25 protein-coding genes are annotated in these 25419 nt (G+C 62.0%); 5 read left to right on the forward strand and 20 right to left on the reverse strand.

What is annotated here, in order from left to right:
- The first annotated feature begins 168 nt into the window (after positions 1-168).
- From EI545_RS19250 to EI545_RS19260, 3 genes are all read left to right on the forward strand, one after another.
- Positions 169-357, forward strand: coding sequence for a heavy-metal-associated domain-containing protein (locus EI545_RS19250; protein WP_125326981.1), 189 nt, complete (start codon positions 169-171; stop codon positions 355-357).
- Between the two features lie 21 nt (positions 358-378).
- Positions 379-810, forward strand: a complete 432-nt coding sequence (copM, locus tag EI545_RS19255) for a CopM family metallochaperone (protein WP_125326982.1) — start codon at positions 379-381, stop codon at positions 808-810.
- Between the two features lie 163 nt (positions 811-973).
- Positions 974-2803, forward strand: a complete 1830-nt coding sequence (locus tag EI545_RS19260; RefSeq protein WP_125326983.1) for a PAS domain-containing sensor histidine kinase — start codon at positions 974-976, stop codon at positions 2801-2803.
- A 35-nt stretch (positions 2804-2838) separates the two neighbouring features.
- On the opposite strand, the gene EI545_RS19265 is transcribed toward EI545_RS19260, so the two are convergent.
- The 6 genes from EI545_RS19265 to EI545_RS19290 form a co-directional block, all read right to left on the reverse strand.
- Complete coding sequence (locus EI545_RS19265; protein ID WP_125326984.1) at positions 2839-3822, reverse strand: response regulator; 984 nt, start codon at positions 3820-3822, stop codon at positions 2839-2841.
- A gap of 329 nt (positions 3823-4151) precedes the next feature.
- Positions 4152-4769, reverse strand: a complete 618-nt coding sequence (locus EI545_RS19270) for an ABC-type transport auxiliary lipoprotein family protein (protein WP_125326985.1) — start codon at positions 4767-4769, stop codon at positions 4152-4154.
- A gap of 5 nt (positions 4770-4774) precedes the next feature.
- A complete protein-coding gene (locus EI545_RS19275) occupies positions 4775-5680 on the reverse strand; it encodes an MlaD family protein (RefSeq protein WP_125326986.1) in 906 nt (301 codons plus the stop codon).
- Positions 5680-6480 carry an ABC transporter ATP-binding protein gene (locus EI545_RS19280; protein WP_125326987.1) on the reverse strand — a complete coding sequence of 267 codons (801 nt, stop codon included), beginning with the start codon at positions 6478-6480 and terminating at the stop codon, positions 5680-5682. The genes EI545_RS19275 and EI545_RS19280 overlap by 1 nt, the downstream gene beginning before the upstream one ends.
- Positions 6480-7598, reverse strand: a complete 1119-nt coding sequence (locus EI545_RS19285; RefSeq protein WP_125326988.1) for an MlaE family ABC transporter permease — start codon at positions 7596-7598, stop codon at positions 6480-6482. Before EI545_RS19285 ends, EI545_RS19280 begins: the two co-directional genes overlap by 1 nt.
- Before the next feature lie 152 nt (positions 7599-7750).
- Positions 7751-8632: a transglutaminase family protein gene (locus EI545_RS19290; protein WP_164517350.1), complete on the reverse strand. Its 882-nt coding sequence runs from the start codon at positions 8630-8632 to the stop codon at positions 7751-7753.
- Between the two features lie 100 nt (positions 8633-8732).
- Between EI545_RS19290 and EI545_RS19295 the strand changes: the two genes are divergently transcribed.
- A complete protein-coding gene (locus tag EI545_RS19295; RefSeq protein ID WP_125326990.1) occupies positions 8733-9641 on the forward strand; it encodes a transglutaminase-like domain-containing protein in 909 nt (302 codons plus the stop codon).
- A gap of 34 nt (positions 9642-9675) precedes the next feature.
- On the opposite strand, the gene EI545_RS19300 is transcribed toward EI545_RS19295, so the two are convergent.
- The 9 genes from EI545_RS19300 to EI545_RS19340 all read right to left on the reverse strand — a co-directional run bounded on the left by EI545_RS19300 (position 9676) and on the right by EI545_RS19340 (position 18792).
- Positions 9676-10902: a flavin-containing monooxygenase gene (locus tag EI545_RS19300; protein WP_245990195.1), complete on the reverse strand. Its 1227-nt coding sequence runs from the start codon at positions 10900-10902 to the stop codon at positions 9676-9678.
- 19 nt (positions 10903-10921) lie between these two features.
- Complete coding sequence (locus EI545_RS19305; RefSeq protein WP_125326992.1) at positions 10922-11593, reverse strand: DUF1028 domain-containing protein; 672 nt, start codon at positions 11591-11593, stop codon at positions 10922-10924.
- 4 nt (positions 11594-11597) lie between these two features.
- Positions 11598-12011, reverse strand: coding sequence for a RidA family protein (locus tag EI545_RS19310; RefSeq protein ID WP_125326993.1), 414 nt, complete (start codon positions 12009-12011; stop codon positions 11598-11600).
- Between the two features lie 61 nt (positions 12012-12072).
- Positions 12073-14154 (reverse strand): oxidoreductase, encoded by a 2082-nt coding sequence (locus EI545_RS19315; protein ID WP_125326994.1) that lies wholly within the window; start codon positions 14152-14154, stop codon positions 12073-12075.
- A complete protein-coding gene (locus EI545_RS19320) occupies positions 14151-14909 on the reverse strand; it encodes a nitrilase-related carbon-nitrogen hydrolase (RefSeq protein ID WP_125326995.1) in 759 nt (252 codons plus the stop codon). Before EI545_RS19320 ends, EI545_RS19315 begins: the two co-directional genes overlap by 4 nt.
- 87 nt (positions 14910-14996) lie before the next feature.
- Positions 14997-16016 carry an extracellular solute-binding protein gene (locus EI545_RS19325; protein WP_125326996.1) on the reverse strand — a complete coding sequence of 340 codons (1020 nt, stop codon included), beginning with the start codon at positions 16014-16016 and terminating at the stop codon, positions 14997-14999.
- A gap of 24 nt (positions 16017-16040) precedes the next feature.
- Positions 16041-16841 (reverse strand): ABC transporter permease, encoded by an 801-nt coding sequence (locus EI545_RS19330; RefSeq protein WP_125326997.1) that lies wholly within the window; start codon positions 16839-16841, stop codon positions 16041-16043.
- Positions 16838-17737, reverse strand: a complete 900-nt coding sequence (locus EI545_RS19335; protein WP_125326998.1) for an ABC transporter permease — start codon at positions 17735-17737, stop codon at positions 16838-16840. Before EI545_RS19335 ends, EI545_RS19330 begins: the two co-directional genes overlap by 4 nt.
- Positions 17737-18792: an ABC transporter ATP-binding protein gene (locus tag EI545_RS19340; RefSeq protein WP_125326999.1), complete on the reverse strand. Its 1056-nt coding sequence runs from the start codon at positions 18790-18792 to the stop codon at positions 17737-17739. Before EI545_RS19340 ends, EI545_RS19335 begins: the two co-directional genes overlap by 1 nt.
- Before the next feature lie 87 nt (positions 18793-18879).
- Between EI545_RS19340 and EI545_RS19345 the strand changes: the two genes are divergently transcribed.
- Positions 18880-19677 (forward strand): helix-turn-helix transcriptional regulator, encoded by a 798-nt coding sequence (locus tag EI545_RS19345; RefSeq protein ID WP_245990198.1) that lies wholly within the window; start codon positions 18880-18882, stop codon positions 19675-19677.
- Here the strand turns inward: EI545_RS19345 and phoU are convergent.
- The 5 genes from phoU to EI545_RS19370 all read right to left on the reverse strand — a co-directional run bounded on the left by phoU (position 19674) and on the right by EI545_RS19370 (position 25131).
- Positions 19674-20390, reverse strand: a complete 717-nt coding sequence (gene phoU, locus EI545_RS19350) for a phosphate signaling complex protein PhoU (RefSeq protein WP_125327000.1) — start codon at positions 20388-20390, stop codon at positions 19674-19676. The genes EI545_RS19345 and phoU overlap by 4 nt on opposite strands.
- An 11-nt stretch (positions 20391-20401) precedes the next feature.
- Positions 20402-21199 (reverse strand): phosphate ABC transporter ATP-binding protein PstB, encoded by a 798-nt coding sequence (gene pstB / locus EI545_RS19355; protein WP_125327001.1) that lies wholly within the window; start codon positions 21197-21199, stop codon positions 20402-20404.
- 12 nt (positions 21200-21211) lie between these two features.
- Positions 21212-22570 (reverse strand): phosphate ABC transporter permease PstA, encoded by a 1359-nt coding sequence (gene pstA, locus EI545_RS19360; RefSeq protein ID WP_125327002.1) that lies wholly within the window; start codon positions 22568-22570, stop codon positions 21212-21214.
- On the reverse strand, positions 22567-24027 hold the full coding sequence (pstC, locus tag EI545_RS19365) for a phosphate ABC transporter permease subunit PstC (RefSeq protein WP_125327003.1): 1461 nt from the start codon (positions 24025-24027) through the stop codon (positions 22567-22569). The genes pstA and pstC overlap by 4 nt, the downstream gene beginning before the upstream one ends.
- 69 nt (positions 24028-24096) lie before the next feature.
- Complete coding sequence (locus EI545_RS19370) at positions 24097-25131, reverse strand: PstS family phosphate ABC transporter substrate-binding protein (protein WP_125327004.1); 1035 nt, start codon at positions 25129-25131, stop codon at positions 24097-24099.
- Positions 25132-25419: the final 288 nt, after the last annotated feature.

Here is a 25419-nt window from a genome sequence, read left to right on the forward strand (position 1 = left end):
GGCGGTGGTCTTTCCAGTCGGTTTCACATCCGCTGACTCAGGTAGGGCTTCCCATGATTGGAAGGTCAAGAGAAAAAATTTCGGAAAGTTCGCATGATTGCTCATTGACCTTCCAACCGTGGGAACCCCTATCTGCCAATGCATGAGACGAAACCCAAGGAGGATCTCATGCAGTTTCATATCGAAAACATGACCTGCGGCGGCTGCGTGCGCAGTGTGACCAAGGCGATTCACGACCTGGATCCGGCGGCCCGGATCAGCGCCGATCCTGCGACACGCAGGATTGATGTCCAGACGACCATCCCACGTGACACAGTTTCATCCGCGCTGGCGGATGCGGGCTTTGCCGCCAACTGACTTCAAGACAGGAGCATTCCAATGACCAAACGCACAACCCTGATGATCACCGCCGCCTTTTTGGCTATGGGCGGCCTGGCCATCGCGCAGACGGCGACTGAGGGCATGGACCATTCGGGTATGGACCATTCTGGAATGGACATGGGGGGGATGGGTGGCATGGACCACAGCTCGCTCATTCCGCCCGAACTCGCCACAGACCCGGCGACGTTGGCCTATGCCAAGGCAATGGACGACATGATGGCCGGGATGATGATCCCCTACACCGGTGACCCCGATGTGGACTTCATGCAAGGCATGATCCCGCATCACGAGGCTGCGGTTGAAATGGCGAAGATCGTCCTGCAATACGGCAAGGACCCCGAGGTGCGTGCACTCGCGGAAGCTGTGATCGCTGCGCAAGAGGCAGAGATTGCGCAAATGACAGCATGGCTTGCTGCACGCGGCAGATGATCGGGGCGGGACAGCACCCATCCCGTCGATCACACCGGTGGACATGCCGTTAAACAATGGCAATCGCGCCGAAATGTGATTGTGCCGCGCATCACCAAGCTGTTTACCTAGAGGGAAGGTGCTGCCCAAGGCCGCGCCCTTCCTCTAGGACTGCGAGGTGGCCATGCCCCAGCCGATTGCCCCATTGAACGAGATGGATGTATCGTTCTGGTTGAACGATGCGCCGGTCGCGCTGATCCTTGCGGATGCAGCCGGAAAGGTTGTCTGGGCGAATGCTGCGGCCGCATCGTTGTTTGCATTGGACCCCGCCGATCTATTGGGCCGTCCGCTGCCTGTGCTTCTGGGCATCGACAGTCTGAACGATATTCTTGGACCGACGCCATCTAGCCGTTTGGGTGGCGCACCTTTGGGTGTGACACTGGATGACGGTGAAAGGATCTTCGTCGCGGCCACGGCAACAAGTTGCATGACGCCGGCCGGCGCGCGGGGTTTCTCCGTTGTCCTGCAGGATGTGACCGTCTGGCAGGATAAGGCGACCAAGCTCAAGCGCGCACTTGATTGGTTGGACCTTGCTCTGGACGGCGCAGGTATCGGGGTCTTCGAAGTTGACCTTCTGACGGGCAAGTCAACGGTTTCGCCGGGGTGGCTCTCCATAATGGGTCTGCCGTCAGGCACCCAGATCGACAGTCCCGGACTCTTTCTGGAAAAGATACACCCCGACGACCGGGCCATTGTAGAAGCCGCCGACCGGGAGTGTATCGAGGGGCGAAGCGACCGGTCGATCAGCGTCTTTCGCATGAAATCCTTCGACGACAAGCATTGGCGCTGGATGCGGTCCATTGCCGTCGTCGGGTCAAGGGATGCTGATGGCAAGGCCACGCATCTCGTCGGTGCTCAGACGGACGTTACAGAACAGCGGGAAGCAGAAGAGGCGCTGCGCCTGACCATGGAGGAATCTCTTTCCAGCTTCGAAAGCGCCCCCATCGGCAAGGCGATCGTCGGGCTTGACGGGCGCTGGCTGCAGGTGAACTCGGCCCTGTGCGAGTTGCTGGGCTATCCCAAACAAATGCTTCTGGAAACTGACTTTCAGACAGTGACCTACCCTGATGATCTTGAGGCCGACCTTGACCAACTCCGGACGCTGGTTGCAGGCAAGGCTTCCACCTACCGACGTGAAAAGCGCTACATCAGGTCGGATGGAACAATCATCCTTGCGGACCTGAGCGTGGCCATGGTTCGGGACAAATCCGGCGCACCCTTGCACCTGATCGCGCAAATTCTGGATATTACCGAGCAGCGCAATCTGGAACAGATGAAAAGCCATTTTGTGGCCAATGTCAGCCACGAATTGCGGACGCCCCTAACCTCGATCCTTGGGGCACTGGGCTTGCTGGCCTCCCGGTCAGAGGATGAGTTCCCCGATGACGTCAACCGCCTGATCTACATCGCCCAGCAAAACGCTGAACGTTTGAAGATGCGCGTCGCCGATATCCTGGATTTCGAAGGCCTCACAACCGGGCAGCTTCGGTTGTCACTGGCTCCGGAACGGATTGCTTTCCTTCTGGACCGATCCCTGATGAACAGCCTGGTCTTCGCCGAAAGCCACGGTGTCAGCATTGAAATGGACGCGGTGGATCGCAGTATTGTCAGTGCAGTTGATGCCGACAGGTTTGAACAGGTCATGTCCAATCTCTTGTCAAACGCGGCCAAATTTGCCGACCGCGGTTCGGTGATCCGGGTCGGGATGACCTCATCAGACGAGATGATAAGTATTCATGTCACCAACCAAGGGCCGAAAATCCCTGACAAGTACCGGGCAGTGTTGTTCAAGCCCTTTGCGCATATCGAAAAATCGGTCGCTCAGAAACGGGACGGAACCGGACTTGGTCTCAGCATCTGCAAGCAGATTGTCGAACAGATGGGCGGAAAGATCGGCTTTGAAAGTGGAGATGGCGCCACCACCTTCTGGTTTACCCTGCCGCCGCTGACGTAGCGTCAACTCCACCTGCAAGCCGTCACAAGGTCAGACTACCCGAAGGTCGGCAGCGGGCGGATGTTCGGTTGCTTCAGGGAGTCATCCTGCGCCTGGGCCCTGGCTTTCGCGCGACCGATGACCCGATTGAACAGCGCATCGACGTCCTTGGCCTTGACCAAGCCAGGCAGGATGGAATCCCCAACGGCAATCACGACGTCCATAAGATCGCCATCGTCGAAGGTAAGGATCTTTTCATCAAGCAAAGCCTGTATTTCGCTTTCAATCACTTCCGGCTCTGGCAGTGCAGTGCTGTTCGACACGCAGAGGAACTCACCGGGTCTTGCGCAGGCCATAAGATAGCCATGGGGCCCAAGTGTTGCATCTATCGCGCGGGCAACCTGTGTCAGCAGTTCGGTGTACTCAGGGCCACCGGCAAGCGCGTCCTGCCCCGTGACAGCGTTGGCGTCCACTGCAAAGACCCGCGTGCTGTGCTGCCCGTTGGATGACAGCACTGTCAGATAGTTACCCAAGGCAACAAGGCTGATGATGTTGTCGAGCCCGTCGACCCAAAGCGGCACAATATGGTCTTCCGTCCGCGCCATGGCATCGACCGATGGATCGGCATCGCCGTTCGGCGCTTGGTCTGCGGCCTGACGGTCGGAACGCGCCATCAGATCGGCTTTTGCGATCCGCGCGAGAAGATCGGTCACATCGAAGGGTTTCGTTGCAAAATCCGTCGCGCTGGCTGCAAAAGCCTTGTCGATGAAATGCCGTTCCGTCATCGCGGTCAGCATGATGATCGGGGTTTGACGATAGTCCTGCAGATTGCGAACCCGCCGACACAATTCGATCCCGTCAATTCCGGTCATTTGAATATCGAAGAGGAAACAGTCAAAAGGTACTGTTTCTGCCGCGATGATACCAAGCGCCTCTTCGCCGGAAAGGGCCAAGGTCACGTCGTGAACGCCCGCCTGCGCAATGATCATCGGGATCAGCTCAAGGATGAAACTGTCGTCGTCAACCGCGAGTATTTTCAAGGATGAAGCCTCCTTCGGTAACCTGCGCCAAATAAATTCTCAACGTGCAAATAAATGCTCAGTCCAATGACTATAAGTTAACTACACGAAAACTCGCCTTCTGTCGAACCGGTTCCCATTTGGCATCATACCAATTGAATATGTACGACATTGTGGCCGCACAGGCCAAATGGTCTTACCCCAGGGCTTTCACAGGCAACCATCTAATCGGCGGTAATCGAAGCCCAATGGGCATCCGCTATTGCGCCGGACAGGGCCTATGCCACATGCCTGTCAACAGGGTCAAGCGACGGAAGTCCTTACGCGTGCATCGCGCGCCGGGGGGCCAGTCAACCCGCGTTTGACCGTGTCCATACAACAATCTCACGCAAAACCGCCTGCACTGCGCGGTCAAATCCACCAACCAAGGTCAGGGTTTCGTCTGAATCGACGGTCTCGGTGACGGCAATCCGGCGCGATGCGACAATGCGCCGGTCGGATTCCCGGATCAGGGTCAAAACCATGCTGACCTTGATTGTCACTTCTTCGCTATCAGGGCCGACCGGTTCGGCCTGGAATTCCTGCATCTCGGTCATCAGGGTATAGTCGGGCATCAGACCCGCGCCGGTTCGCCCGACCAACCGAAAGCCACCAAGGTTCTGGAACGAGGTGACCAGCAGCGTTTGCAGCAGCGCCGGGGCCGGTTCCGTCCAGCGTCCATCGGGCAAGTACTGTGCCTGATAGGGCAGGGGCTTGATCAGAATGCGGTCCGTGCCAAGGGCGCCTGCGGATGTCGGAAGCTCGACAATCAAGTGGCGGCTGCCTTTTGCGGGCAGGCCAGGGTCGGTTGCAGGCGACAAGGTGTAGGCATCAAGTTCCTTGCTTGCCTCGGACAACGATGACAGGGCGCCACAGCCGGAAAGCACCGGCAGGACAAGGGTCAGGAGCAAAGGGGAAAGCCAGCGCATTGGTATCAATTCCTGTAAGCGGGGGTCTGGTTGCCAAGCAGGAAGCGGCCCGGATCGCTGCCGATACGGTCGGCCAGCGCCCCAAGATCGACCAGCAGATTGCGGGCATCTGTTGCCAGAGCACCGTACTCTGGCAGGCGGGTCCGGGCAAACTCTTTCAACTCGGCCGCCATCGCGCCGACATCGGCAACGGTTGTCTTGAGCCCGTCCACGACGGCCGGAAGGTCATCGTTGATGACGGCATTGGCACTGGAAAAGGTGACCTCGGCCGCTTCTAACGCCGCGTCGGCCTGCGCAAGCGTTTCCTCGGCAGCAGCGATCACTGCCTCGGCACGGGTGGCAAGACTGTCGACCCGCTCCGTGGCCCCTTCAACGTTCTGCAGGATGCTCGTGATCGCGGCACGGTTCTCGGGTGTCGTGAACCCGCGAATATCCTCCATCAGCGCAATGGCCTCTTTCAGCAGGTCGGGCGCGGCGGTGGTCAGTTCCTGAACCACCGATGGCTTCGAAGCGATCACCGGCACAAAGTCAGGGGGTTCTGGCACCAATGGCTGCGACGCCGGACTGCCGCCTTCAAGCGCCACGAATGACACGCCTGTCACCCCCTGCGACGCAAGGGTTGCCACCGTATCCGTCCGCACCGGGGTCGTGGCATAGATCTCGATCCTGACCCGCACAAGCGATGGGTCTTCACCGTCCAGCGCAATGGCCAGCACATTGCCGACATCCACGCCGTTGTAGCGCACCACACTCGCCTGGCTTAGCCCCGCAACAGTATCGAAAACGATGTCATATTGCGCAAAGGTCCGGTTGATCTGGAACCGCGCCAGCCAGAGCAGGAATGCAAGGGCCGCCAAAAGGCTTGCCAGTGTGAAAATCCCAACCAGAATATAGCGCGCGCGCGTTTCCATCAGGCAGTTCCTTGAGTTGGTTGTGCGGCGTGGGCGCGCGGCCCGTGGAAATAGGCGTGGACCCAAGGGTCATCAACTGTCAACATCTCGGCCATCGTGCCGGTGACCAGTACCTTCTTGCCCGACAAGACAGCGATGCGGTCACAGGTCGCATGCAGGGTGTCAAGGTCATGGGTGACCAGAAACACGGTCAGACCCAGCGCCTTTTGCAAGGCCACGATCAGGTTGTCGAATTCGGACGCGCTGATCGGGTCAAGCCCGGCGGTCGGTTCGTCAAGAAACAGGATCTCCGGATCAAGGGCCAGCGCGCGGGCCAGACCTGCCCGTTTGCGCATGCCGCCCGAAAGTTCTGACGGATACAGGTCCCCGGCGGTAGCGGGCAGCCCGACCATCGCAATCCGCAGATCGGCAAGGGCTGTGCGGGTGGCTGCGTCGATGCCCAGTTTTTCACGCATCGGCGCCTCGACATTTTCCCGCACCGTCAGCGACGAAAACAGCGCCCCGTCCTGAAACATCACGCCCCAGCGGTTCTGCACCGCATCGGGGTCATCTCCCCGGTCTTCCTCGCGGTCGGTGGGCGGGTCGGTCAGCACTTCGGTCCCAAGGACGGTGATCTGCCCGGCGGCGGGGCGCTGCAGACCGACTATGCTGCGCAAAAGCACCGACTTGCCACTGCCAGATGCGCCGACCACGCCCAGCACCTCACCGCGCAAGACATCAAGATCCAAGCCTTGATGCACCAAGGTCTTGCCAAAGCGGTTGGTCAGGTTGCGCACAGTGATCACCGAGCTTTCGTCCATCAAATCCCCCAGACTGCGAAGAAGATGGAAAACAGCGCATCCACGACGATGACAAGGAAGATCGCAACAACGACGGACCGGGAGGTCCGACTTCCCAGAGACTCCGTGTTTCCGGCAACCTGCATCCCTTGATAGCAACCGACCACCGCGATGATCAGGGCAAAGAGCGGGGCTTTCGACAGCCCGATCAGCGCATGCGTCACCGAGGTATTGACCAAAAGCTGTGTGGTGAACATCCCGGGCGAAATCCCAAGGTCAATCCACGCCATCAGCCCACCACCGAACAGGCCCGCCATATTGGCCACAAAGCCCAGCACCGGCAGCAGGATGACCAAGGCCAGAACACGCGGCAGGACCAAAAGCTCGATCGGGTCCAACCCCAGAACCCGCATGGCGTCAATCTCTTCGCGCATCCTCATCGACCCGATTGCCGCCGTGAACGCCGAGGCAGACCGTCCTGCCACGATGATCGCCGTCAGAAGAATACCCAATTCGCGCAGCATGGAGATGGAGATCAGGTCGACAACGTAGATCTCGGCCCCGAATTGCTGAAGCTGTGAGGCCCCCTGAAACGCCAGCACGACGCCAATCAGAAACCCCATCAGCGCAACGATCGGCACGGCGTTCAGCCCGGCCTGATGCATGTGATGGACGAGAGCCGTAACCCGAAGCCGAGAGGGGTGAAGGACGGCCCGCACCAATCGCAGGATGACCAGCCCCAGAAAACCCAAGGTTTCGCCCATGCCCGCCGCAAAGACCGACACGGCCTTGCCAAGTTGCGCCAGCTCATCCCCCGCCTGGTGGTGCGGCATGCGGCGGCGGCGTTTGCGGGTCGGCGGCATGGCCTCGGACACGGTGTCCAGCAGCAGCGACTGCGCCGAACTGGCACCGGTAATCTTGACCGTTCGCCCCTTCGCCTTCTCTGCCGCCAGAAAGGCCGCAATGGCCCATGCCCCAGCGGTATCAAGCGCTGTGACCCCAGACAGGTCCAGCTCATCTGACCCCGCCAGATGCGAAAGCTTGTCCTGACACTGTGCAAGGGTGGACAGGGTGACTTTCCCGGTCAGGGCTGCAGGGCCAGTGGATTTACCGGCTTCAGCCGCAACGGGTGACAACATTCCGACCCCTGGCCTTTGGCTTCACGCCGGTTTCCACTGCGGGCAAAAGATTTGACAAGAGAACCCCCAAATTGCCCGCCATGCGGAAACACACATAAGGCAACTTCCAGCAACACCAACGGTTCCCGATAAAACACCCTTGCAAGGACAGGTTATGCGCGGTTCAGGTCCTCATGCACGTCCACCGATACGGCAAGCCCCAGGCAAATCGCGTCCAGTCCCTGAAAACTGCCCGATATGGGCGACGCCTGCGACGGAGTCCGTGTCGTCGCCACGCGGATGAGCGCACTGCCCGCCGTGATCCGGTTGGTTGGGTCAAACTCGATCCAGCCTTCATTCGGAACAAACACATCCGCCCATGCGTGGGTAGCACCACCGCCAATGGCAGAGGCCTGGCCCTGCGGACGGTCATCCAGATAGCCGGTGACGAAGCGTGCCGCAAAGCCAAAGCGCCGCGCGGCCTCCATGAACAGGAAAGCGAAGTCGCGACAGGTGCCGATGCCACTGGCGATGGTCTCGGCGGCGGTCTGGGTCCCCATCTCATCGCGCGCCGAATACCGCAGGTTCATATGGACCGTATCGCTTAGCCCGCGCAGGAATGTCACGGCATCCGACCCGCGCTGATTGAACTTATCCTCCAGCCAGTCATCCAGAACTGCCTGGTCCAGAGGATTCTGCAGCCCAAGAAAGGGATACAGGTCACGCATATCGTCATCGGTGTAGACAAACGGAAACGGGCAGATATGCGACGTATCCGCGCGCAAAAGCCGATCGGTCGCATAGCGCCGCAGCAGCAACTGGCTTTCGATCAAAAGCACATCGGTCGCGTCCTGAAAGCTGGCTTCGGCCACCGAATTGCCGAACGTGTCGAAGTACCAGCGCAACGTCGCCTTTGGCCTTATGGTCAGAAAAGCATCATCCACCCACAGGTCATGCCCATCCCTTGGCCGCAACATCAGCCGATGCGGGTTCAGGATGACCGGGCGGTCATAAGTGTATTCCGTTCGATGCGTGATCGTTATGATGCTGGCCATGGGAACCTTCCTGCGGTCCGCTGCGTTCCTGTTCGTCTGACAGTGCTTGCCCCCCAAACGAGCCTGCCCTGCACATCGTTCCAATGACAAGGCTGACGTCATGCTGATACGCTTCGGATTCGAGATTGATCTTGAAAGCACGGCCCCGGTGCCGATGTTGTTGGCTCTGTCGACACATGGTGATCTTGCCGGTGACGACCCGTCGCTGCGCCTTATCGGGCAGGATCATGTGCGCACATCGCCCGACTGCGACGCGCGGCGCTACAAGGATCGGTTCGGCAACTGGATCACGCGGGTGGTTGCCCCCGTCGGCCATACAAGACTGTGGACCGACTGCGTGGTTGAGCTTGAGGGCAAACCCGATCCGCAATCGCCGACAGCGCGGCAGCATGCGATTCCTGATCTGCCGGATGAGGTGCTGCAATACCTGATCCCAAGCCGCTACTGTGACAGCGATATCCTGACGCAAGAGGCGTGGTCGCTGTTCGCAAAGACCCCGGAAGGCTGGGACCGCGTGAAGGCGATCACAACCTTCGTCCACCAGCACGTCACCTTCGGCTATCAGTTCGGCCGCGCAAGCAAGACCGCCTCGGAAGTCTTTCGGGAAAAGACCGGCGTCTGCCGCGACTTTGCCCATCTGGCCATCGCCCTGTGCCGGGCGATGAACATCCCGGCGCGCTACGCCAGTGGCTATCTGGGCGACATCGGGGTTCCCTATTCTGGTCCCGGCGACTTTTGTGCTTGGTTTGAGGTTTTCCTCGACAACCGCTGGCACACCTTCGATGCCCGGTACAACGTGCCAAGGATGGGCCGCATCCTGATGGTGCGCGGCACGGATGCGTCGGACGTGGCGATGATCACGTCCTTTGGCGGCTACAAGCTTAGTCTGTTCCGCGTTTGGGCCGACAGGCTGGATGACGGGCTTGGCACGGCCGAAGTTTTGGACCTGCTGGAAACCCGCCCAGACGCGGCACCCTTGGTGTTTCCGTCGTCGGCCCGGGCGGCATAGGCGCGGCGTAGCACCAGCGCCCGGACCTTCCCAATCAGCCGACCTGTGCTGAATCTTGCGCCGCGATCACCTGTGCCAATCGTTCGGCATCGCGCCAAGCCCCCCAGATGAAGGCGGACCCCCGGCAGGACAGCCACGGCAGGCCGATGAAATACAGCCCCGGCACCTCTGCCACGCCATCGACGTGACGGGGACGACCTCTGGCATCAAAGGCGTCGATCTTGATCCAGCCAAAGTCCAGTTGGAACCCGGTTGCCCAGATGATCGTGCGGATGCCTTCCGCCTGCAGATCAAGCGACAGGATCGGGTCCGTCACAGAAGGGGGCAGGGGCAGGAACACCCGCGCCTCGGGCTCATCCGGCAGATCAAGTCCGTGGGCGAGCGCATAGGCGTCCGCTTCATCCAGCACCGACAGGTAGTTCCGGTCTCCGTTTTCGATGTTGCGGGCCAGATCCGGGGCGAAGTGCAAGGTCCCTTCGCGGTAGTCCCCGGCCCGCCCGACCAGCGTGACCCCAAGGGCCGCAAGACGGCGGAAATCCATCGTATGCCCGCCATAGGCACCCGAAACTGCAATCGTCACATGCTCGGTCCCCGGGGTTGGGGCCTTCATGTCCCACTTGCCCAGTTTGCCCAGCCACCAGACGAAATCCTGCCCGCGATAGCGCCGGGGCGGGCGGTCATGCGGGCCGACCGACAGGATCACCCGGCGCCCGGCGCGGGCCAGTTCTTCGGCGATCTGCGCGCCAGATGATCCGGCACCAACCACCAGCACTGCGCCTTCGGGCAGGGCTTCGGGGTTGCGATAGGCGTTTGAATGAAGCTGCGTGATGCCCGGATCGGTCACAACCGCCGGGATCACCGGTTTCTGGAAGGGGCCGGTGGCCACAACGACATTGCGCGCTTCGATCATGCCGTCCGAGGTGCTGGCCCGAAAGCCCGACCCGTGCTGCTCCAGCGCCGTGACAGTCACTCCGGTGCGAACCGGCAGGGCGCGCGCCTGTGCGAAGGTCTCAAAGTAGTCGGCGACACGATCCTTGCCGGCAAAGGCCTCGGGGTCGATGTCCTTGAAGGTCGCGTCAGGAAAGCGGTCATGCCAGGCAGGGCCGTTGGCGACAAGGCTGTCCCAACGTTCGCTCCGCCAGCGTTCGGCGATGCGGGCGCGTTCAAGGACAAGATGCGGGACGCCGGCTTTCGACAGGTGGGCCGAGGTCGCAACCCCCGCCTGTCCCGCGCCGATGACAAGGGTGTGGATCGTTTCCATGGGGGCCTCGCTTTCTTGGCTATTCATCGCCCGGCACGCCATAGGATGGGGCCCGGGTAGGGTCTGCGGCACGCTGGACATAGGCTTGCATCTGGGGCGCATAGACATCCCATGCCGCGCGCAGCATGCCGATGGGGTCATCTGCCCAATCGATGCGTAGGTCGACCACCGGCCAGTCCAGCCGGTCAGCAACCTTGAGGCCCGCCGAATGGACTGGCCCGGCCTCGCCGCCCGCCCGCAGGCCCATTTCAAGCGCCTGCATCAACCGTTCGGCAAGTTGGCCCCTCGCGGCCTCGAAGGCGGCGACCATCGCGGCGGGGACCTGTTCATTGGCCAGAAGATTGCCCCCCGCGGCACAGTCGGCGCCCGTGGCCTGACCCCAGACCCCCAGCACCTCGGCACCCGAATGGATGGCCGTGCCACCCTGACGGTCCACCACCAGCAGCTGACGGTAGTCAATATGCGGGCGGTCTTTCGTGACAACGGCCAAGGCATCGGACGCGGATTTTCCCAGCGCCAGTTGGTCCAGCACCAGCGGCCCAAGTGCGGGATCAGTGATGTTCTGGCTGGCAACGGCGCCAACCCCGGCCCGGACATGCGCGCAGCGGGCGGCAACGGCGGGCGATGAGGATGAGATCACCATCCCGAACTGCCCGGTCTCTGCGCATCTGGCGACAAGCGAGAAGGTCATCGGGTCAATCCGGGATCACGGCAGTGCCGTCGATTTCCACCAGCCAGGATGGCCGGGCCAGGGCAGTCACCACCACCCCGGTGGAGACCGGATGCACGCCCTTGATATACTCGCCCATGGTCCGGTACACCGCCTCGCGGTGGCGCACGTCGGTCAGGTAGACCACAACCTTGCACAGGTCAGCCATGCTGCCGCCGACTTCCTCAAGCAACTGGCGGATGTTCTGCATCACCTTGTGGGTCTGCTCTACCGGATCATGGCTGCCGATATCCTGCGCCGTATCAAGGTCTTGCGGGCACTGGCCGCGCAGAAACACGATCCTGCCCCGGGCTACGACCGCTTGGGCAAGGTCATTGTCCAGCTTCTGTTCGGGGTAAGTGTCCTTGGTGTTGAAGGGGCGGTGGCGGAAATGGGTCATGATGTGATCCTTGCGGAGGTTATCAGTTCAGGCGCAGTGGCGAGGGGAGGCAATGCTGCAGTCATGGCAGGCGGCTCGGGCCGGGGTCCAGCGCCGCGATCTCGCGCCGGAAGGTGGGAATGTCCCCCGGCTCTGGTTGGTCAAGGGCTTCGGCCCACGCCCGCCCGGCATAGGTGGCCCAGGCGATGGGGCCGGGGGCGGCGGCGTCGCCGATCAGCTTGAGCGTTCTGATCCCGCTGCCTTGCCAGTCCAAAGCCCGTGCGGCATGGAAAAGGCTGTCATTCGGGGTGCGAGAGGTGACGAAGACCACCGCATCGGCAGGTATTGCCGACTGCCGCCCAGTCCAGGTGCAGCCAAGCGTAACCTCTTTCACGCCAATGGCTTCCGGCGCTTTGCTCAGGTGCATCGTCACCCCGATCTCCAGCAGGCGGCGCATGATCGTGCCTTGTTCAAGGGTGTTGTCGGTCCATTCCGCAACCTTGACGGCGGGGGTGACGAAATCCACTTGCTTGCCCTGCGCCACAAGAAGTTCGGCAAGGACTGATCCCATGTAGAAATGATCGTCATCATAGAGGGTTACGCGCTGGCCTTCGGGTGGATTTCCAGCCATCAGATCGTCAGGAGTGAAAACCGGCATCGCCGGATCGGTCGGGATCGGGTGCAAGTGCAGGCGGGCCACAGCATCCCGCCGCCAGGTGGCGCCGGTTGCGATAGCGATATGATCGGCGCCCATGGCAAGGAGGTCTTCCGGGGTCAGGCGGCTGTCGCGGTAAATCTCGACATTGGCCATCGGGGCCAGTTGACCGGTGCGGTAGTCGGCCACCCGGCCCCAGGCGGACAGGCCGGGCAGGGTGCGTTCACGGGCGACGCGGCCGCCAAGGGTGGTTGTTGCTTCGGCCAGCGTCACGGCATAGCCGCGCTTGGCGGCCTGCAGTGCAGCCTCAAGCCCCGTGGGCCCAGCCCCAACGATCAAGACCGTGTCGGACGCGCCTTTTGGCCGGGGGCGTTCAGGGTGCCAGCCCTTACGCCATTCCTCCATAAAGGCGGTGTTCTGCGTGCAGCGACTGATCGCGCCGGTCATGTCGCCCGTGACGCAGATGTTGCAGCCGATACATTCGCGGATGTCTTCGTAGCGCCCTTCCTGAACCTTCAGCGGCAGAAACGGGTCAGCGATGGAGGGCCTTGCGGCACCGATGAAATCAAGGATGCCCGCCTTGATCTGCCGCACCATGGCATCGGGTGAGGTGAAGCGCCCAACACCGACGACGGGTTTGGAGGTGAGGGCCTTGATGCCCTTCACCAGATCCTCTTGCGCGCCTTCCGCCTTGAAGCGGCTGGTGCCAGAGCACGCCTCCCATGTGCCATGGGCAAGGTCCCAAAGATCGGGCAAATCGCCGTGCATTTCGATGAAATCGCGGAGTTCGGCGTTGGAAAAGCCGAATGTCCCGGCCTCATGCAGGGACAGGCGAAGGGTGACGGCCAATTCACCCTTGGTGACTTCCCTTGCGTCTTCAATGACTTCGCGCAGAAACCTTGAGCGGTTTTCCAGACTTCCGCCGTAGTCATCAGTGCGGTGGTTGGTGGCGCGGGACAGGAAGTGTTGCAGGATGCCAAAGCCATGCGCGCCGTAAAGGCAGATCAGGTCGAAACCGGCCTGCTGCGACCGGCGAAAGGCCGCGCGGAACCACTGGCGAAGGTCGCGGATGTCCTGCAGGTCCATGGTGCGGGCCTGAACCGGGTCGGAGGTGAATGTCAGGATCGGGCCCCCGGTGACAGCAAGGGGAACCTCACGGCTGTAAAGGTTGGGGCCATTGATCCCGCTATAGGCCAACTGGATCCCGGCAAGGGCGCCGTGGGATTTCATCGCCTCGGCCATGGCGGCAAGGGCGGGGATGTCCTTGTCCTCCCACAAATGCTGTTCGATGAACGGGGTGATTTCCGAGGTCGGGTGGATCTCGGTCTGTTCGGTGAAGATCACGCCCCAGCCGCCCTCCGCCTTGGTCCGGCGCATCTCGGCCACGGCGGATGGGTCACGGTAGCCGCCGCCGTTGCAATGCGGGACCTGGTAGAAGCGGTTCTTCGCGGTCTTGGGGCCGATCTTCAGCGGCTCGAACAGGATGTCATGGCGCGGGTCGCGGGTCATTTCAGCACACGCAGATCGGCGGATTGGGTGGACAGGTGGACAGGATCCGGGGGCGGAAGCTCGGCCACAAGCAGCGCGGGCATCTGGCCGGCTTGCGCAAGGACTTCCCCATGCGGACCGGCGATCAGCGACCCGCCGACATAGGTCAAGTCACCCTCCTGCCCACAGTAATTGGCATAGGCGATCGATACGGCGTGGTTCGCCGCCATGGCGGGAACGGTGTGGCGGATGACATGGGTGAAGGGTTGCATGTTGGCGGTGGGGCACAGGATCACGGTAACGCCACTGTCTGAAAGCGCCTTGATGTGGGGTGCGAACTCTATGTCGTAACATATCAAAATTGCTGCGGTTTCATCGCCAAGCCGGAAGGTGGCATAGGCATCGCCAGGGGTGTAAAGCGACCTTTCGCGCATCCCGTAAAGCTGGACCTTTCGGTAGTTAGCCAGCAGCGCGCCGTCGGGGCCAAAGCAGGCGGCAGAGTTGTGGACGCTGGTCGCATCCCGTTCGGCATAGCCCACAACCAGCGCACAACCGGAACGCTTGGCCGCTGCGGCAAGGCGGTGCATCGGCGGGCTGTCAAGCGCAACCGCCCGCGCCGGGATGTCGGGCTGGTTGTAGCCTTGCAGCCAGATTTCGGGCAGGACAAGGGCGGCGGCGCCCATCGCCGCTGCTGCCGCCAGCGCGGTTTCTGCCTGAGCGCAGGCGCTGTCCAAGTTCGAAGCGGGCGAGGTGCCCTGCCAGAGTGCGAGTTTCATGTGGTGCAACCGGGGGCCAGCCCCCGGACCCCCGGGATATTTTGGGACAGAAAATGGGGGGCTGCGGGTTTGCAGCCCCCGCGCAATTCATTTCTTCAGGTTGGTCCAGATCGCGTCGTAAAGCTTTTGCGTTTCCTCATCGCAGGCCTGCGCAAAGACGCCGGGCGTTATGCCTTCGGGCGGATTGTTTTCCGGGCTGGTCTTGATCGCCTCGTCCAGAAAAGGCTCTACCCCCACGACGCCCGAGGTATAGGCGGCATAGTTGGTCACGGCGGCGGCGTTTTCGGGGTCCAGCAGGAAGTTCATGAACTTCAACGCGTTGTCGCGGTTGGGGGCATCCTTCAAGAGGACGACATTGTCCATCCAGACCACATGGCCTTCGGTCGGGTAGACATATTCGACATTCGCCCCTTCCGCCCGGGCCTTGGCGGAAAAGCCGTTGTAGATCATCCCGGCAGCCGCATCGCCCGACACCAGCACGTCCTTGGCGATGTCGGAACCGAAGCTGGCCCAATTCGGTTTTGCGGCCAGCAGCATGTCATTCAGGGCCTGCAGCTGCGCCCGGTCCTGCGTGCACTGCGGGATGCCAAGGTACAGCGAGCCGAGGATCAGCACCTCGTTCTGGCTGTCGAGGACGTTGATCTTGCCCTGCAGTTCCGGCGGCGGCGCGAAGATCGTGGCCAGCGATGAGATATCGCCCTGATACACATCGCGGTTCACGCTGAAGGACGTAGTGCCCCACTGATAGGGGATCGAATGTTTGCGCCCCGCATCAAACGGCACATCCAGCCACTGCGGCGCGATGTTGCCAAGGTTTGGCATTTCTTCGGGCGTGAAGCTGTCAAGCATGCCATCGGCGGCCATGATGCCCACCATGAAATCGGCAGGCACGGCCACGTCATACTGGCCCAGCTTGCCAGCCTTCAGGGAAGCCAGCATGGATTCGTTGCTGTCATAGGTGTCGATGGTCACGTCGATGCCGGTCTCGGCCTCGAACTTGTCCACCAGTTCCTGTGGGATGTATTCGAACCAGTGGTAGACCTTCAGCTCACCTTCCGCAAAGGCGGGCGAGGCGAGAAGGGCGGTTCCCAGAAGCAGCTTTTTCATGTGACTCTCCATGTCGGGGTTTGGTCAGGGGCTTTGTCGCCCCTTGCGGTTGATCAGATAGGCGGCGGTCACGAACAGCACGCTGACTGCCAGCATCAGCGTGGAAATCGCCATGATGTTGGGCTTTATCCCCTGCTTGACCGATCCGAAGATTGCGGTCGGCAAGGTCTCCATGCCTGCGCCCTTGACGAAGTTGGTGATGATGAAATCGTCAAGGCTGATGATGAAGGCCAAAAGCCAGCCCGAAGCAAGGCCGGGGGCCATAAGCGGCAGCAGGATCAGGCGGAAGGCTTGCGCGCGGCTGGCGTAAAGGTCGCGCGCGGCCTGTTCGAACGTGGCCTCGATCCCCTCCAGCCGGGCGGCGATCGGCAGATAGGCGAAGGGGATGCAGAAGGTGACATGCGCGATCAGGATGGTGCCATAGCCGGTGGTCAGCCCGACGGTGGTGAAGAAGATCAGCAGGGCGACGGCTGTCACGATCTCTGGCACCATCAGGGGCAGGTTGATCAGGGCAAAGCTCGCCGTACGACCCCGGAAGCGCCCGCCCTTGACCATCGCAAGGGCAGCCGCGGTGGCGATCAGCGTGGCGGCGGTGGCAGCCATCAGCGCAATGGTCAGCGAATTCCACGCAGCCTGACCAAAGCGCCCGGCCTCCGGCCCGGTGAACACATCCCCATACCACCGCAGGGAAAACCCGCCCCATTCGGTGATCGAGGTTGATCCGTTGAAGCTGTAGGCCATGACCACGGCAAGCGGGGCGTAGAGAATGACAAGGCACAGAAGTGTCAGCGCCAGAAACCCCGGATAGTGGCGGACACCCTTCATCGCGCGCCCTCCCGCCCTGCGGCGCGCGCGTGCAGCAGCAGGGCGACAAGAACCAGCGTCAACAGGATCATGCTGACCGCAGCGCCAAAGGGCCAGTTGCCCTGACTGCCCCGGAACTGTTCGTCGATCAGCGACCCAATCATGAAGGTCTTCGCGCCGCCCAACAGATCAGGGGCCAGAAAGGCGCCAAGCGCAGGGACAAAGACCAGAATGCAGCCCGCGATGATGCCGGGTTTGACCACCGGCAGCACGATCTCACGCAAGGTGGTCCAGCGGGTCGCGTAAAGGTCTGAGGCAGCTTCCGACAGCGCGAAATTGTAGCGTTCCACCGCCGCATAGATCGGCAGGACCATGAAGGGCAGGTAGCTGTAGAAAAGCCCAAGCTGCACGGCAAGATTGGTGTTCACCAAGGGCAGCGGGCCGTCGATCAGGCCGATGGACATGAGGGATTCGTTCAACGGCCCATTGTCGCGGATCAGGAATTTAAGGCTGACCGTACGGATCAAGAGGTTGACCCAGTAGGGAATTGTGATCAGAAACAGCCAGATCCCGCGGGTCTGGGCGGGCCGCGTCGCAATAAACCACGCGGTCGGAAAGCCCACCATCAGACACAGGATCGTGCAGACCCCCGCCTGCCAGAGCGACCGCCAGAAGATCGAGATATAGGTCCATTCCAACTGCGCCGGTTCATCCCCGAACAGCCCGCGCGTGACGAAGAACTGGTCATAGGCGGCAAGGGTAAAGTCCCAGATGACCCCGCCCCGGAATTCCTTGGTCAGAAAGGAATAAACCGCCATCAAGAGGACCGGCAAAAGCGCAAAGGCCCCGACCACGACCCAAGTGGGGATCAGCAAGGGGCGCACCAGGGGCCGCCAGTTGTCATCCTGCCCCGCCATCAGTCGGCCAGAAGGCGCGCGGCACCTTCCTCCAGATGCAGGCCGATGGTCTCGCCAGGGGCGGGAACAGAGGTGCGGGCGGCGTTTTGCAGGCGGATGGTGAAGGCTGAACCATCGGCAAGTCGCGTCAGCACTTGCAGGTCTGAACCCAGGTAGACCACCCGCTCCACAGTGGCCGACAGGTCGGCATCGGGGCCGATGGTCACACGCTCCGGCCGGATCGACAGGGCATGTTTGCCCGGGGTCACGGGGGCCGAGGGGCAGGTCAACGGGTGGCCGCCGGGCAGGGTGACCGTCGCGCGCCCTTCGCTCACTTCATGAACATCGACCTGCAACAGATTGGTTTCACCAATGAAATCGGCCACGAACCGGTTCACCGGGGCTTCATAGATGTCCTGCGCGCTGCCCACCTGCTGGACCCGGCCCGCCGACATCACGGCGATCTGGTCGGACATGGTCAGCGCTTCTTCCTGATCATGAGTCACGAAGATGAAGGTGATGCCGGTCTCTTCCTGCAACTGCTTCAGTTCCACCCGCATCGCCTGGCGCAGTTTCAGGTCAAGCGCCGACAGCGGTTCGTCCAGCAGCAGAACCTTCGGGGCCGGGGCAAGGGCCCGGGCAAGGGCCACGCGCTGTTGCTGGCCGCCGGACAGTTGGGCGGGTTTCCGGTCGGCCAAGGCGGAAAGGTGTACCATCTCCAGCATCTTGCCCGCCCGGTCGCGGCGGCTGGACAGGTCCATGCCCTGCATCTTCAGCCCGAACGCCACGTTGTCGATCACCGACATGTGGGGAAACAGGGCGTAGTTCTGAAACACCGTGTTCACCGGGCGCAGATTCGGCTCCAGCCGGGCGATGGTGTCGCCGAACAGCCGGATTTCGCCAGAGGTCACATCCTCAAACCCGGCAATCAGCCGCAGAAGGGTGGTCTTACCGCAGCCGGACGGCCCAAGCAGGGTAAAGAAGGCATTGTCGGCAATCGACAGCGACACACCATGCAGGGCCGTGAATGTGCCGAAAGTCTTGACGACATTGCTGATGTCCACCGCTGTGGTCATGTGCCCCCGCCATACCCCCAGAATTGTCAGTCAAGGCTATGCGCAGCCGCCCTCAGGGGTATATACCCCTAATGAGGTATGACCCCCATGATGCAACCCCTGCCCAATCTGGCCGAAAGTCGCCTGGCCGAGGCCATCACCCGCGTCGGACGCGACCGGTTTGAGGCGGCGCTGTGGGACCTGTTCCTTGCCCTTGTCCGCCCGGACAACCTGATCATCCTTGCCTACCGCGACGCGGGGCCGCCGACGGTCTTGTATCGGCGCACCGGCGATCCGCAGGTCTTTGCCGAACTGGACCAGACCTATGTCGCAGGGGCGTTCCGCTTGGACCCGTATTACGACCTGCATCTGCAGCGCGCGCCGGGCGGGGTTTACCGACTGCGGGAAATCGCGCCGGATGCGTTTCATCGCAGCCGCTATTTCATTGAATACTATGACCAGACCACGCTGGTGGACGAGATCACCTTTGTCGTCTGGCCCGCACCCGGCGTGTCGCTGAACCTGTGCCTTGGCCGGGATGCCACGTCAGGCAGGGCCTTCACCCCGGCCGAGTTGGAGACCTGTCAGCGTCTCTCCCCGGTGATTCTGGCGCTGGCCACCCTGCAATGGCCTGGGTTGGCAGAAAGCGCAGGCCCAGCCGAAGATACTGCCGTCGTTCTGGCCGATGCCGCACGCCGCCGTCACGGGATCGCCTTGTCACGCCGTCAGGCCGAGGTTGCCTTGCTGATCCTGCGGGGCCATTCCACCGTGTCGATCGCCCTGCGGCTGGGCCTGTCGCCCCAGACCGTCAAGGTCTTTCGCAAGCAGCTTTACGCCCGCTGCGCGATTTCCTCGCAGGCCGAGCTTTTTGCCCTGATGCTGCCCTTGCTGAAGGACGGCGCCTAGGTCTGCGGTGCGGGCTCAGTCGCGGCTTCGCCCTTGGGGCGGGGGTCGGCGGGCATGGTGCCCGTTGCCAGGTAATAGGCCTGCTCGGCGATCGTGGTGGCGTGATCGCCCGCGCGTTCGATGTTCTTGGCAATGAAATGCAGGTGCATCGACGGCCCGATATTGCCCGCGCTTTCCATCATGTAGGTGAACAGCGACCGGAACAGGGCGTTGTACATCTGGTCGATCTCGACATCGCGGCCACGCACGGCGGCGGCAAGGGTGGCATCCTTGCGCACCAGGGCAAGCTGGGCATCTTCCAGCATCCGCGCCACCAGCAAGGACATGCGCCTTATGGTGCCTGCATGCCCCTCGACCGGGGCGGAACGGCCCAGCACGCGGGTGCGTTTTGCCACGTTCTTGGCATAGTCACCCACCCGTTCCAGACTGTGGGCCGCGCGCATCACCGCCAGCACCAGCCGCAGGTCACTCGCTGTCGGGGCGCGGCGGGCGATCAGGGTGGCGGCTTCGGTCTGGATGAAATCCTCCAAGGCATCCACCGCCTTGTCGCCGTCGATGACCTTTTCGGCAGCGGGCAGGTCCTGTGCCTCCAGCGCGCGAGCGGCCTCGATCAGGGCGGCTTCGACCAGCCCGCCCATGCGAAGAAGATGGGCCTGCAACGCCTCAAGATCCCGGTCGAAAGAGGCTACGATATGGGTGTCGCTTGCGGCCATGATGGATGTCCTTACCCGATGCGCCCGGTGATATAAGCTTCGGTGCGTGGGTCTTTCGGGTTGGTGAAGATTTCGGCCGTCTCGCCGTATTCTACCAGGTGACCCAGGTGGAAAAACGCTGTCTTCTGGCTGACCCGCGCGGCCTGTTGCATCGAATGGGTCACGATCACGACCGAAAAGCTGGACCGTAGCTCATCGATCAGCTCCTCCACCTGGGCCGTGGCGATCGGATCCAAAGCCGAGCAGGGCTCGTCCATCAACAGGACCTCGGGCGAGGTGGCGATCGCCCGGGCAATGCACAGCCGCTGCTGCTGGCCACCCGAAAGCCCGGTGCCGGGGCTGTCCAGCCGGTCCTTCACCTCACCCCACAGCGCCGCGCGGCGCAGCGAGGATTCGACGATCTGGTCAAGCTCGCCCTTGTTGCGGGTGAGCCCGTGGATGCGCGGCCCGAAAGCCACATTGTCGTAGATGCTTTTCGGAAACGGGTTCGGCTTTTGAAACACCATCCCCACCTTGGCGCGCAGTTGGACCGGATCGACGCGGGCGTCGTAGATGTCTTCGCCTTCCAGCAGGATGCGACCTGACACCTTGGCTGATGCGACGGTGTCATTCATCCGGTTCAGGCAGCGCAGGAAGGTGGACTTGCCGCAGCCCGACGGCCCGATGAAAGCGGTGACAGCGCGATCAAGGATATCAACGTCAACATCCTTGAGCGCATGGGTCGTCCCGTAATGGACCTGAACCCCGCGCGCGCTGATTTTTGCGACGGTGGTGCCGGTGTGCAGCCCGGTGCCGGTCATGTCGTTCATCGCCTCAATTCCCTACCAACGGCGTTCAAAGCGGCGGCGCAGAAGAATCGCCGCAACGTTCATGACCACAAGGAACGCCAGCAGCACAATGATCGCCCCTGATGAACGTTCGATGAAGGCCGGGTCGGACCGCGAGGCCCAGGAGTAAACCTGCACCGGCAGCGCGGTCGCCGGGTCCAGCACGCCACCGTCAAACGGGCCTGCCGGGTAGTTGGTGACAAAGGCCACCATCCCGATCAAAAGCAGCGGCGCGGTTTCACCAAGGGCACTTGCCAGCCCAAGGATCGTGCCAGTCAGGATGCCGGGCATCGCCAACGGCAGGACGTGGTGAAACACGGTCTGCATCTTCGACGCGCCAACGCCAAGCGCCGCATCCCGGATTGACGGCGGCACCGCCCGGATCGCAGCACGGGTGGCGATGATGATCGTGGGCAGGGTCATCAGGCTGATCACCAGCGCGCCGACCAGCGAGGACGACTGCGGCAGCCCGGCAAAGTTGATGAAGATCGCCAGGCCAAGGATACCGAACACGATGGAAGGCACAGCGGCGAGGTTGGAGATATTGACCTCGATCAGGTCGGTCAGCCGGTTCTTCGGCGCGAATTCCTCAAGATAGATCGAGGCGGCCACGCCCACCGGCAGGGTGAAGATCAAGACCAGCATCATCATGTACAAGGACCCGATGATCGCCACGCCAAGGCCCGCCGATTCCGGCCGCTGGTCGGACGCGTCAGGGTTGGTCAGGAAGCCCGAGTTGAAGCCCGAGGTCAGGATGCCCGCCGCAATCAGCTTGTCGGCCAGCTGCAGCTGTTCCAGCGACACGTTGGAATCCAGTTGCGCGGTCTCAAGCGTCACGCGGCCTTTCATGTAGCCGTCGATCCGCCCCGTCGCATAGGCGTTGAAGTCGATGGTCTGGCCGATCAGCGCCGGGTCCGCCAGCACCATATCCCGCAGCCGCCCCGGCGCGTCGCGCGACACCATGCCCGAGATGTCCTTGTCGCTGATCCCTTCGACAGCGATCCCTTCCGCGACAAGGTAATTCGCGAACTGCTGGCCGATCAGATTGCCGTAGCCAATGGTCGTGACCTTGGCCAGATCAGCCGGATCCCGCGCGCCATTCGGGTCAAGGATGTCCGCCTCAAGCGTGATCGGAAAGGACAGGCTGGCCTGCCGGAAGGCCGAGGTGCCATCGCGGAAGATCGTGAACAGCATGATCGCCAGGACTGACAGGCTCAGGACGATGGCCACGATGCCGTAGTACTTGAACCGCGTCTCGGCGGCATTGCGGCGGCGCGTCAGGTCATCCTGCACGAAAAGCGAGCCCTTCGGCTTTGACACGGGAAGGCTGCCGGCGGCTGAGAGGTCGGTCATTCGTATTGCTCCCGATATTTCCGCACGATCCAGAGGGCGAGGATGTTGAGGCAAAGCGTGATGACGAACAGCGACATCCCCAGCGCAAAGGCCACCAGCGTCTCGGGTGAGTTGAATTCGGTGTCGCCAGTCAGCTGGCTGACGATCTTGACGGTAATCGTCGTCATCGCCTCGAACGGGTTGAGGTCAAGGCGTGCGGCAGCGCCCGCACCCATGGTGACGATCATCGTCTCACCAATCGCGCGGCTGGCGGCCATCAGGACCGCGCCCATGATGCCCGGCAGGGCGGCGGGCAGCACCACCTGCTTGATGGTCTCCGATTTGGTCGCGCCAAGGCCAAGCGACCCGTCGCGCATCGACTGCGGCACGGCGTTGATGATGTCATCTGCCAGCGACGAGATGAACGGGATGTTCAGGATGCCGATCACGATCCCCGCCGTCATCACCGAGGAACCCGAGTTGCCAAGGCCGAACGGCTGGGCAAAGTAGTCGCGCAGGAACGGCCCCACAGTGACAAGAGCGAAAAGGCCGAAGACCACGGTCGGGATGCCGGCAATCACCTCGATCAGCGGCTTCACCACCGACCGCACCCGGTTCGATGCATATTCCGCCAGATAGATCGCCGCGAACAGGCCGATCGGCACTGCCACCAGCATCGAGATGAAACTGATGTAAAGCGTGCCCCACAGAAGCGGGATCAGCCCCAGTTCCGAATTGCCCCGGAAGTTTGGCGACCAGGTCAGGTTGAAGAAGAAATCCGCCGCCGGATACATCGTGAAGAAGCGCAGCGATTCCGTCAGCATCGACAGCACGATCCCGACCGTCGTCAGGATCGCGATGGTCGAGGACAGGATGAGAAGCGCCAGCACCACCTGCTCCACCCGGTTGCGGGCGCGGAAGTCGGGTCCGGTGGCGCGAATGGCAAAGATCAGGCCGGCGACAGACAGGATCAGGGTCAGGACAGCACGGCCAACAACGCCCACCCGCGCCATTTCGCGGTATTCCTGAGCCGCGGCCAGCACCTCGGGGGTGACTTCGGACCCAAGGGCCACGCCCACAGCGGCCAGACGGTCCCGCACGCTGCCAAATTCGGTGCGCACAGACTCGGCCTGATCTTCGGTCATAGCACCCTGTGCCACGGCGGTATCCAGCCCGGCGGCAACGCGGCGCACATCGGCGAACAAAAGGGTGCGGGCCGAAGGGTCCTCGATCATCTCGGCGGGGAAGAAGCCGCTCAGCTGACGCTCGATCACCATCGGCTGGATGATCAGCCACAAAGCCAGCGCAATCAGCGCGGGGACCGAGGCCAAGATAAAGCCGAACCAGCCGTAATAGCCCGGAAGGGAATGCAAGCGGCGGACGTTTCCGTCGACACTTTTCAGCGCTCGCTGGCGACAAAGCACGTACCCGGCAACGGACAGGACCGCGATGACCACCAGCAGAAAAAAGACCGACATGGAAAACCCCGTCCGGCTGAAGAAATGAAGCGGGGCCGCATCGAAATGCAGCCCCGCCCCGGTGTCAGATCATTCCAGCGGAGCCATCGGCGTGCGGGCAGCAACCATCGCCTGCGTCGCAGCCAGCTCCGGGTCGGAGACCAGGCCGTACTGCGCCAGCGGGCCATCCGGGCCAGCCATGTCGTTGGACACGAAGAACTCGACATACTCTTTCAGGCCGGGGATCACGTCCATGTGGGCCAGCTTGACGTAGAAGTAGAGCGGGCGCGACACCGGGTATTCACCCGACGCGATCGACTCGGTCGAGGGGACGATGCCGCCCATCGTGGCAACCTGCAGCTTGTCGGTGTTGTTCTGGTAGAACGACAGGCCGAACACGCCGACGGCGTTCTTGTCGGCATCCAGACGGGCCAGCGTCTCGGTGTAGTCGCCGTCGATGTCGACCGAGCGGCCATCGGTGCGCAGCTTCATGCAGCCTTCTTCAGCGGCGTCTTCGTCCATGCCGGCATCCATCATGGCCTTCATCGCGCCCGACTCTTCGCAGCCGGCGATGATGACGCGGGTGTCGAACACTTCACGGGTGCCGTGCTTGGTGCCGGGAACCAGCATCAGGATGTCCTGGGCGGGCAGGTTCGGGTTGAACTCGGCCCACTGGGTGTGCGGGTTGGCAACCAGCGCGCCGTCCTTCAGGACCTGCTCGCCAATCGCGTTGTAGATGTCAGCCGGGGTGAAGGCGAAAGCCGGGCCAGCGACGTCCGAAGCGAAGACGATCCCGTCATAGCCGATGCGGACTTCCATGACTTCGGCCACGCCGTTGGCGGCGCAGGTGTCCAGGTCCTTCTGGCTGATGCGCGACGAGGAGTTGGCGATGTCGACAGTGTTTTCGCCCACGCCTTCACACATCTTGGCGCGGCCAGCACCCGAACCACCGCCTTCGACGACCGGGGTCGGGAAGTCGAAGTTCTCGCCGAAGGCTTCGGCTACAATGGTCGCGTAAGGCAGAACAGTGGACGAGCCAGTGATCTGAACCTGATCGCGCGCTTGCGCCATCGTGGCGGAGGCGGCAAGGGCCAGAACGGAAGCGGTGATATGGATGGTTCTCATTGGAGCACTCCTGAGTGATCTTGTGGCCAATACATTTTTGACCCAGCCCCCGCTTAGGGCCGTTGGATGACACCAATATTGCTGATTTGTAAAAGCTGTGTGACACGCCCTGTCACGATGGAGTGCCGTCAGGCAGGTGCCTCATGGACCTGTTTGCCCCCCGAAAGCCAGATCGGCGGCCCCCCTCAAGGGAGGAAACCGCGTGTACCTTGCGCCTGCAAGGGGGCCGCCCAGAAGTCAGCCCAACACCCGCTTGATCACCCCGATAAGCCGCATCACCCGTGGCCC

This window comes from Tabrizicola piscis, from assembly GCF_003940805.1.
GTDB lineage: Bacteria > Pseudomonadota > Alphaproteobacteria > Rhodobacterales > Rhodobacteraceae > Tabrizicola > Tabrizicola piscis.

Excerpts from the sequence above, each read along its gene's own strand:
- EI545_RS19320 (WP_125326995.1), bottom strand. The coding sequence starts at position 14,909 with ATGAAACTCGCACTCTGGCAGGGCACCTCGCCCGCTTCGAACTTGGAC.
- EI545_RS19340 (WP_125326999.1), bottom strand. The coding sequence starts at position 18,792 with ATGACCACAGCGGTGGACATCAGCAATGTCGTCAAGACTTTCGGCACA.
- pstA (WP_125327002.1), bottom strand. The coding sequence starts at position 22,570 with ATGACCGACCTCTCAGCCGCCGGCAGCCTTCCCGTGTCAAAGCCGAAG.
- EI545_RS19275 (WP_125326986.1), bottom strand. The coding sequence starts at position 5,680 with ATGGAAACGCGCGCGCGCTATATTCTGGTTGGGATTTTCACACTGGCA.
- EI545_RS19270 (WP_125326985.1), bottom strand. The coding sequence starts at position 4,769 with ATGCGCTGGCTTTCCCCTTTGCTCCTGACCCTTGTCCTGCCGGTGCTT.
- EI545_RS19260 (WP_125326983.1), top strand. The coding sequence starts at position 974 with ATGCCCCAGCCGATTGCCCCATTGAACGAGATGGATGTATCGTTCTGG.
- pstB (WP_125327001.1), bottom strand. The coding sequence starts at position 21,199 with ATGAACGACATGACCGGCACCGGGCTGCACACCGGCACCACCGTCGCA.
- EI545_RS19285 (WP_125326988.1), bottom strand. The coding sequence starts at position 7,598 with ATGTTGTCACCCGTTGCGGCTGAAGCCGGTAAATCCACTGGCCCTGCA.
- EI545_RS19335 (WP_125326998.1), bottom strand. The coding sequence starts at position 17,737 with ATGGCGGGGCAGGATGACAACTGGCGGCCCCTGGTGCGCCCCTTGCTG.
- EI545_RS19295 (WP_125326990.1), top strand. The coding sequence starts at position 8,733 with ATGCTGATACGCTTCGGATTCGAGATTGATCTTGAAAGCACGGCCCCG.
- pstC (WP_125327003.1), bottom strand. The coding sequence starts at position 24,027 with ATGTCGGTCTTTTTTCTGCTGGTGGTCATCGCGGTCCTGTCCGTTGCC.
- EI545_RS19345 (WP_245990198.1), top strand. The coding sequence starts at position 18,880 with ATGATGCAACCCCTGCCCAATCTGGCCGAAAGTCGCCTGGCCGAGGCC.
- EI545_RS19315 (WP_125326994.1), bottom strand. The coding sequence starts at position 14,154 with ATGACCCGCGACCCGCGCCATGACATCCTGTTCGAGCCGCTGAAGATC.
- EI545_RS19325 (WP_125326996.1), bottom strand. The coding sequence starts at position 16,016 with ATGAAAAAGCTGCTTCTGGGAACCGCCCTTCTCGCCTCGCCCGCCTTT.
- EI545_RS19250 (WP_125326981.1), top strand. The coding sequence starts at position 169 with ATGCAGTTTCATATCGAAAACATGACCTGCGGCGGCTGCGTGCGCAGT.
- EI545_RS19370 (WP_125327004.1), bottom strand. The coding sequence starts at position 25,131 with ATGAGAACCATCCATATCACCGCTTCCGTTCTGGCCCTTGCCGCCTCC.
- EI545_RS19330 (WP_125326997.1), bottom strand. The coding sequence starts at position 16,841 with ATGAAGGGTGTCCGCCACTATCCGGGGTTTCTGGCGCTGACACTTCTG.
- phoU (WP_125327000.1), bottom strand. The coding sequence starts at position 20,390 with ATGGCCGCAAGCGACACCCATATCGTAGCCTCTTTCGACCGGGATCTT.
- EI545_RS19280 (WP_125326987.1), bottom strand. The coding sequence starts at position 6,480 with ATGGACGAAAGCTCGGTGATCACTGTGCGCAACCTGACCAACCGCTTT.
- EI545_RS19290 (WP_164517350.1), bottom strand. The coding sequence starts at position 8,632 with ATGGCCAGCATCATAACGATCACGCATCGAACGGAATACACTTATGAC.
- copM (WP_125326982.1), top strand. The coding sequence starts at position 379 with ATGACCAAACGCACAACCCTGATGATCACCGCCGCCTTTTTGGCTATG.
- EI545_RS19300 (WP_245990195.1), bottom strand. The coding sequence starts at position 10,902 with ATGGAAACGATCCACACCCTTGTCATCGGCGCGGGACAGGCGGGGGTT.
- EI545_RS19310 (WP_125326993.1), bottom strand. The coding sequence starts at position 12,011 with ATGACCCATTTCCGCCACCGCCCCTTCAACACCAAGGACACTTACCCC.
- EI545_RS19305 (WP_125326992.1), bottom strand. The coding sequence starts at position 11,593 with ATGACCTTCTCGCTTGTCGCCAGATGCGCAGAGACCGGGCAGTTCGGG.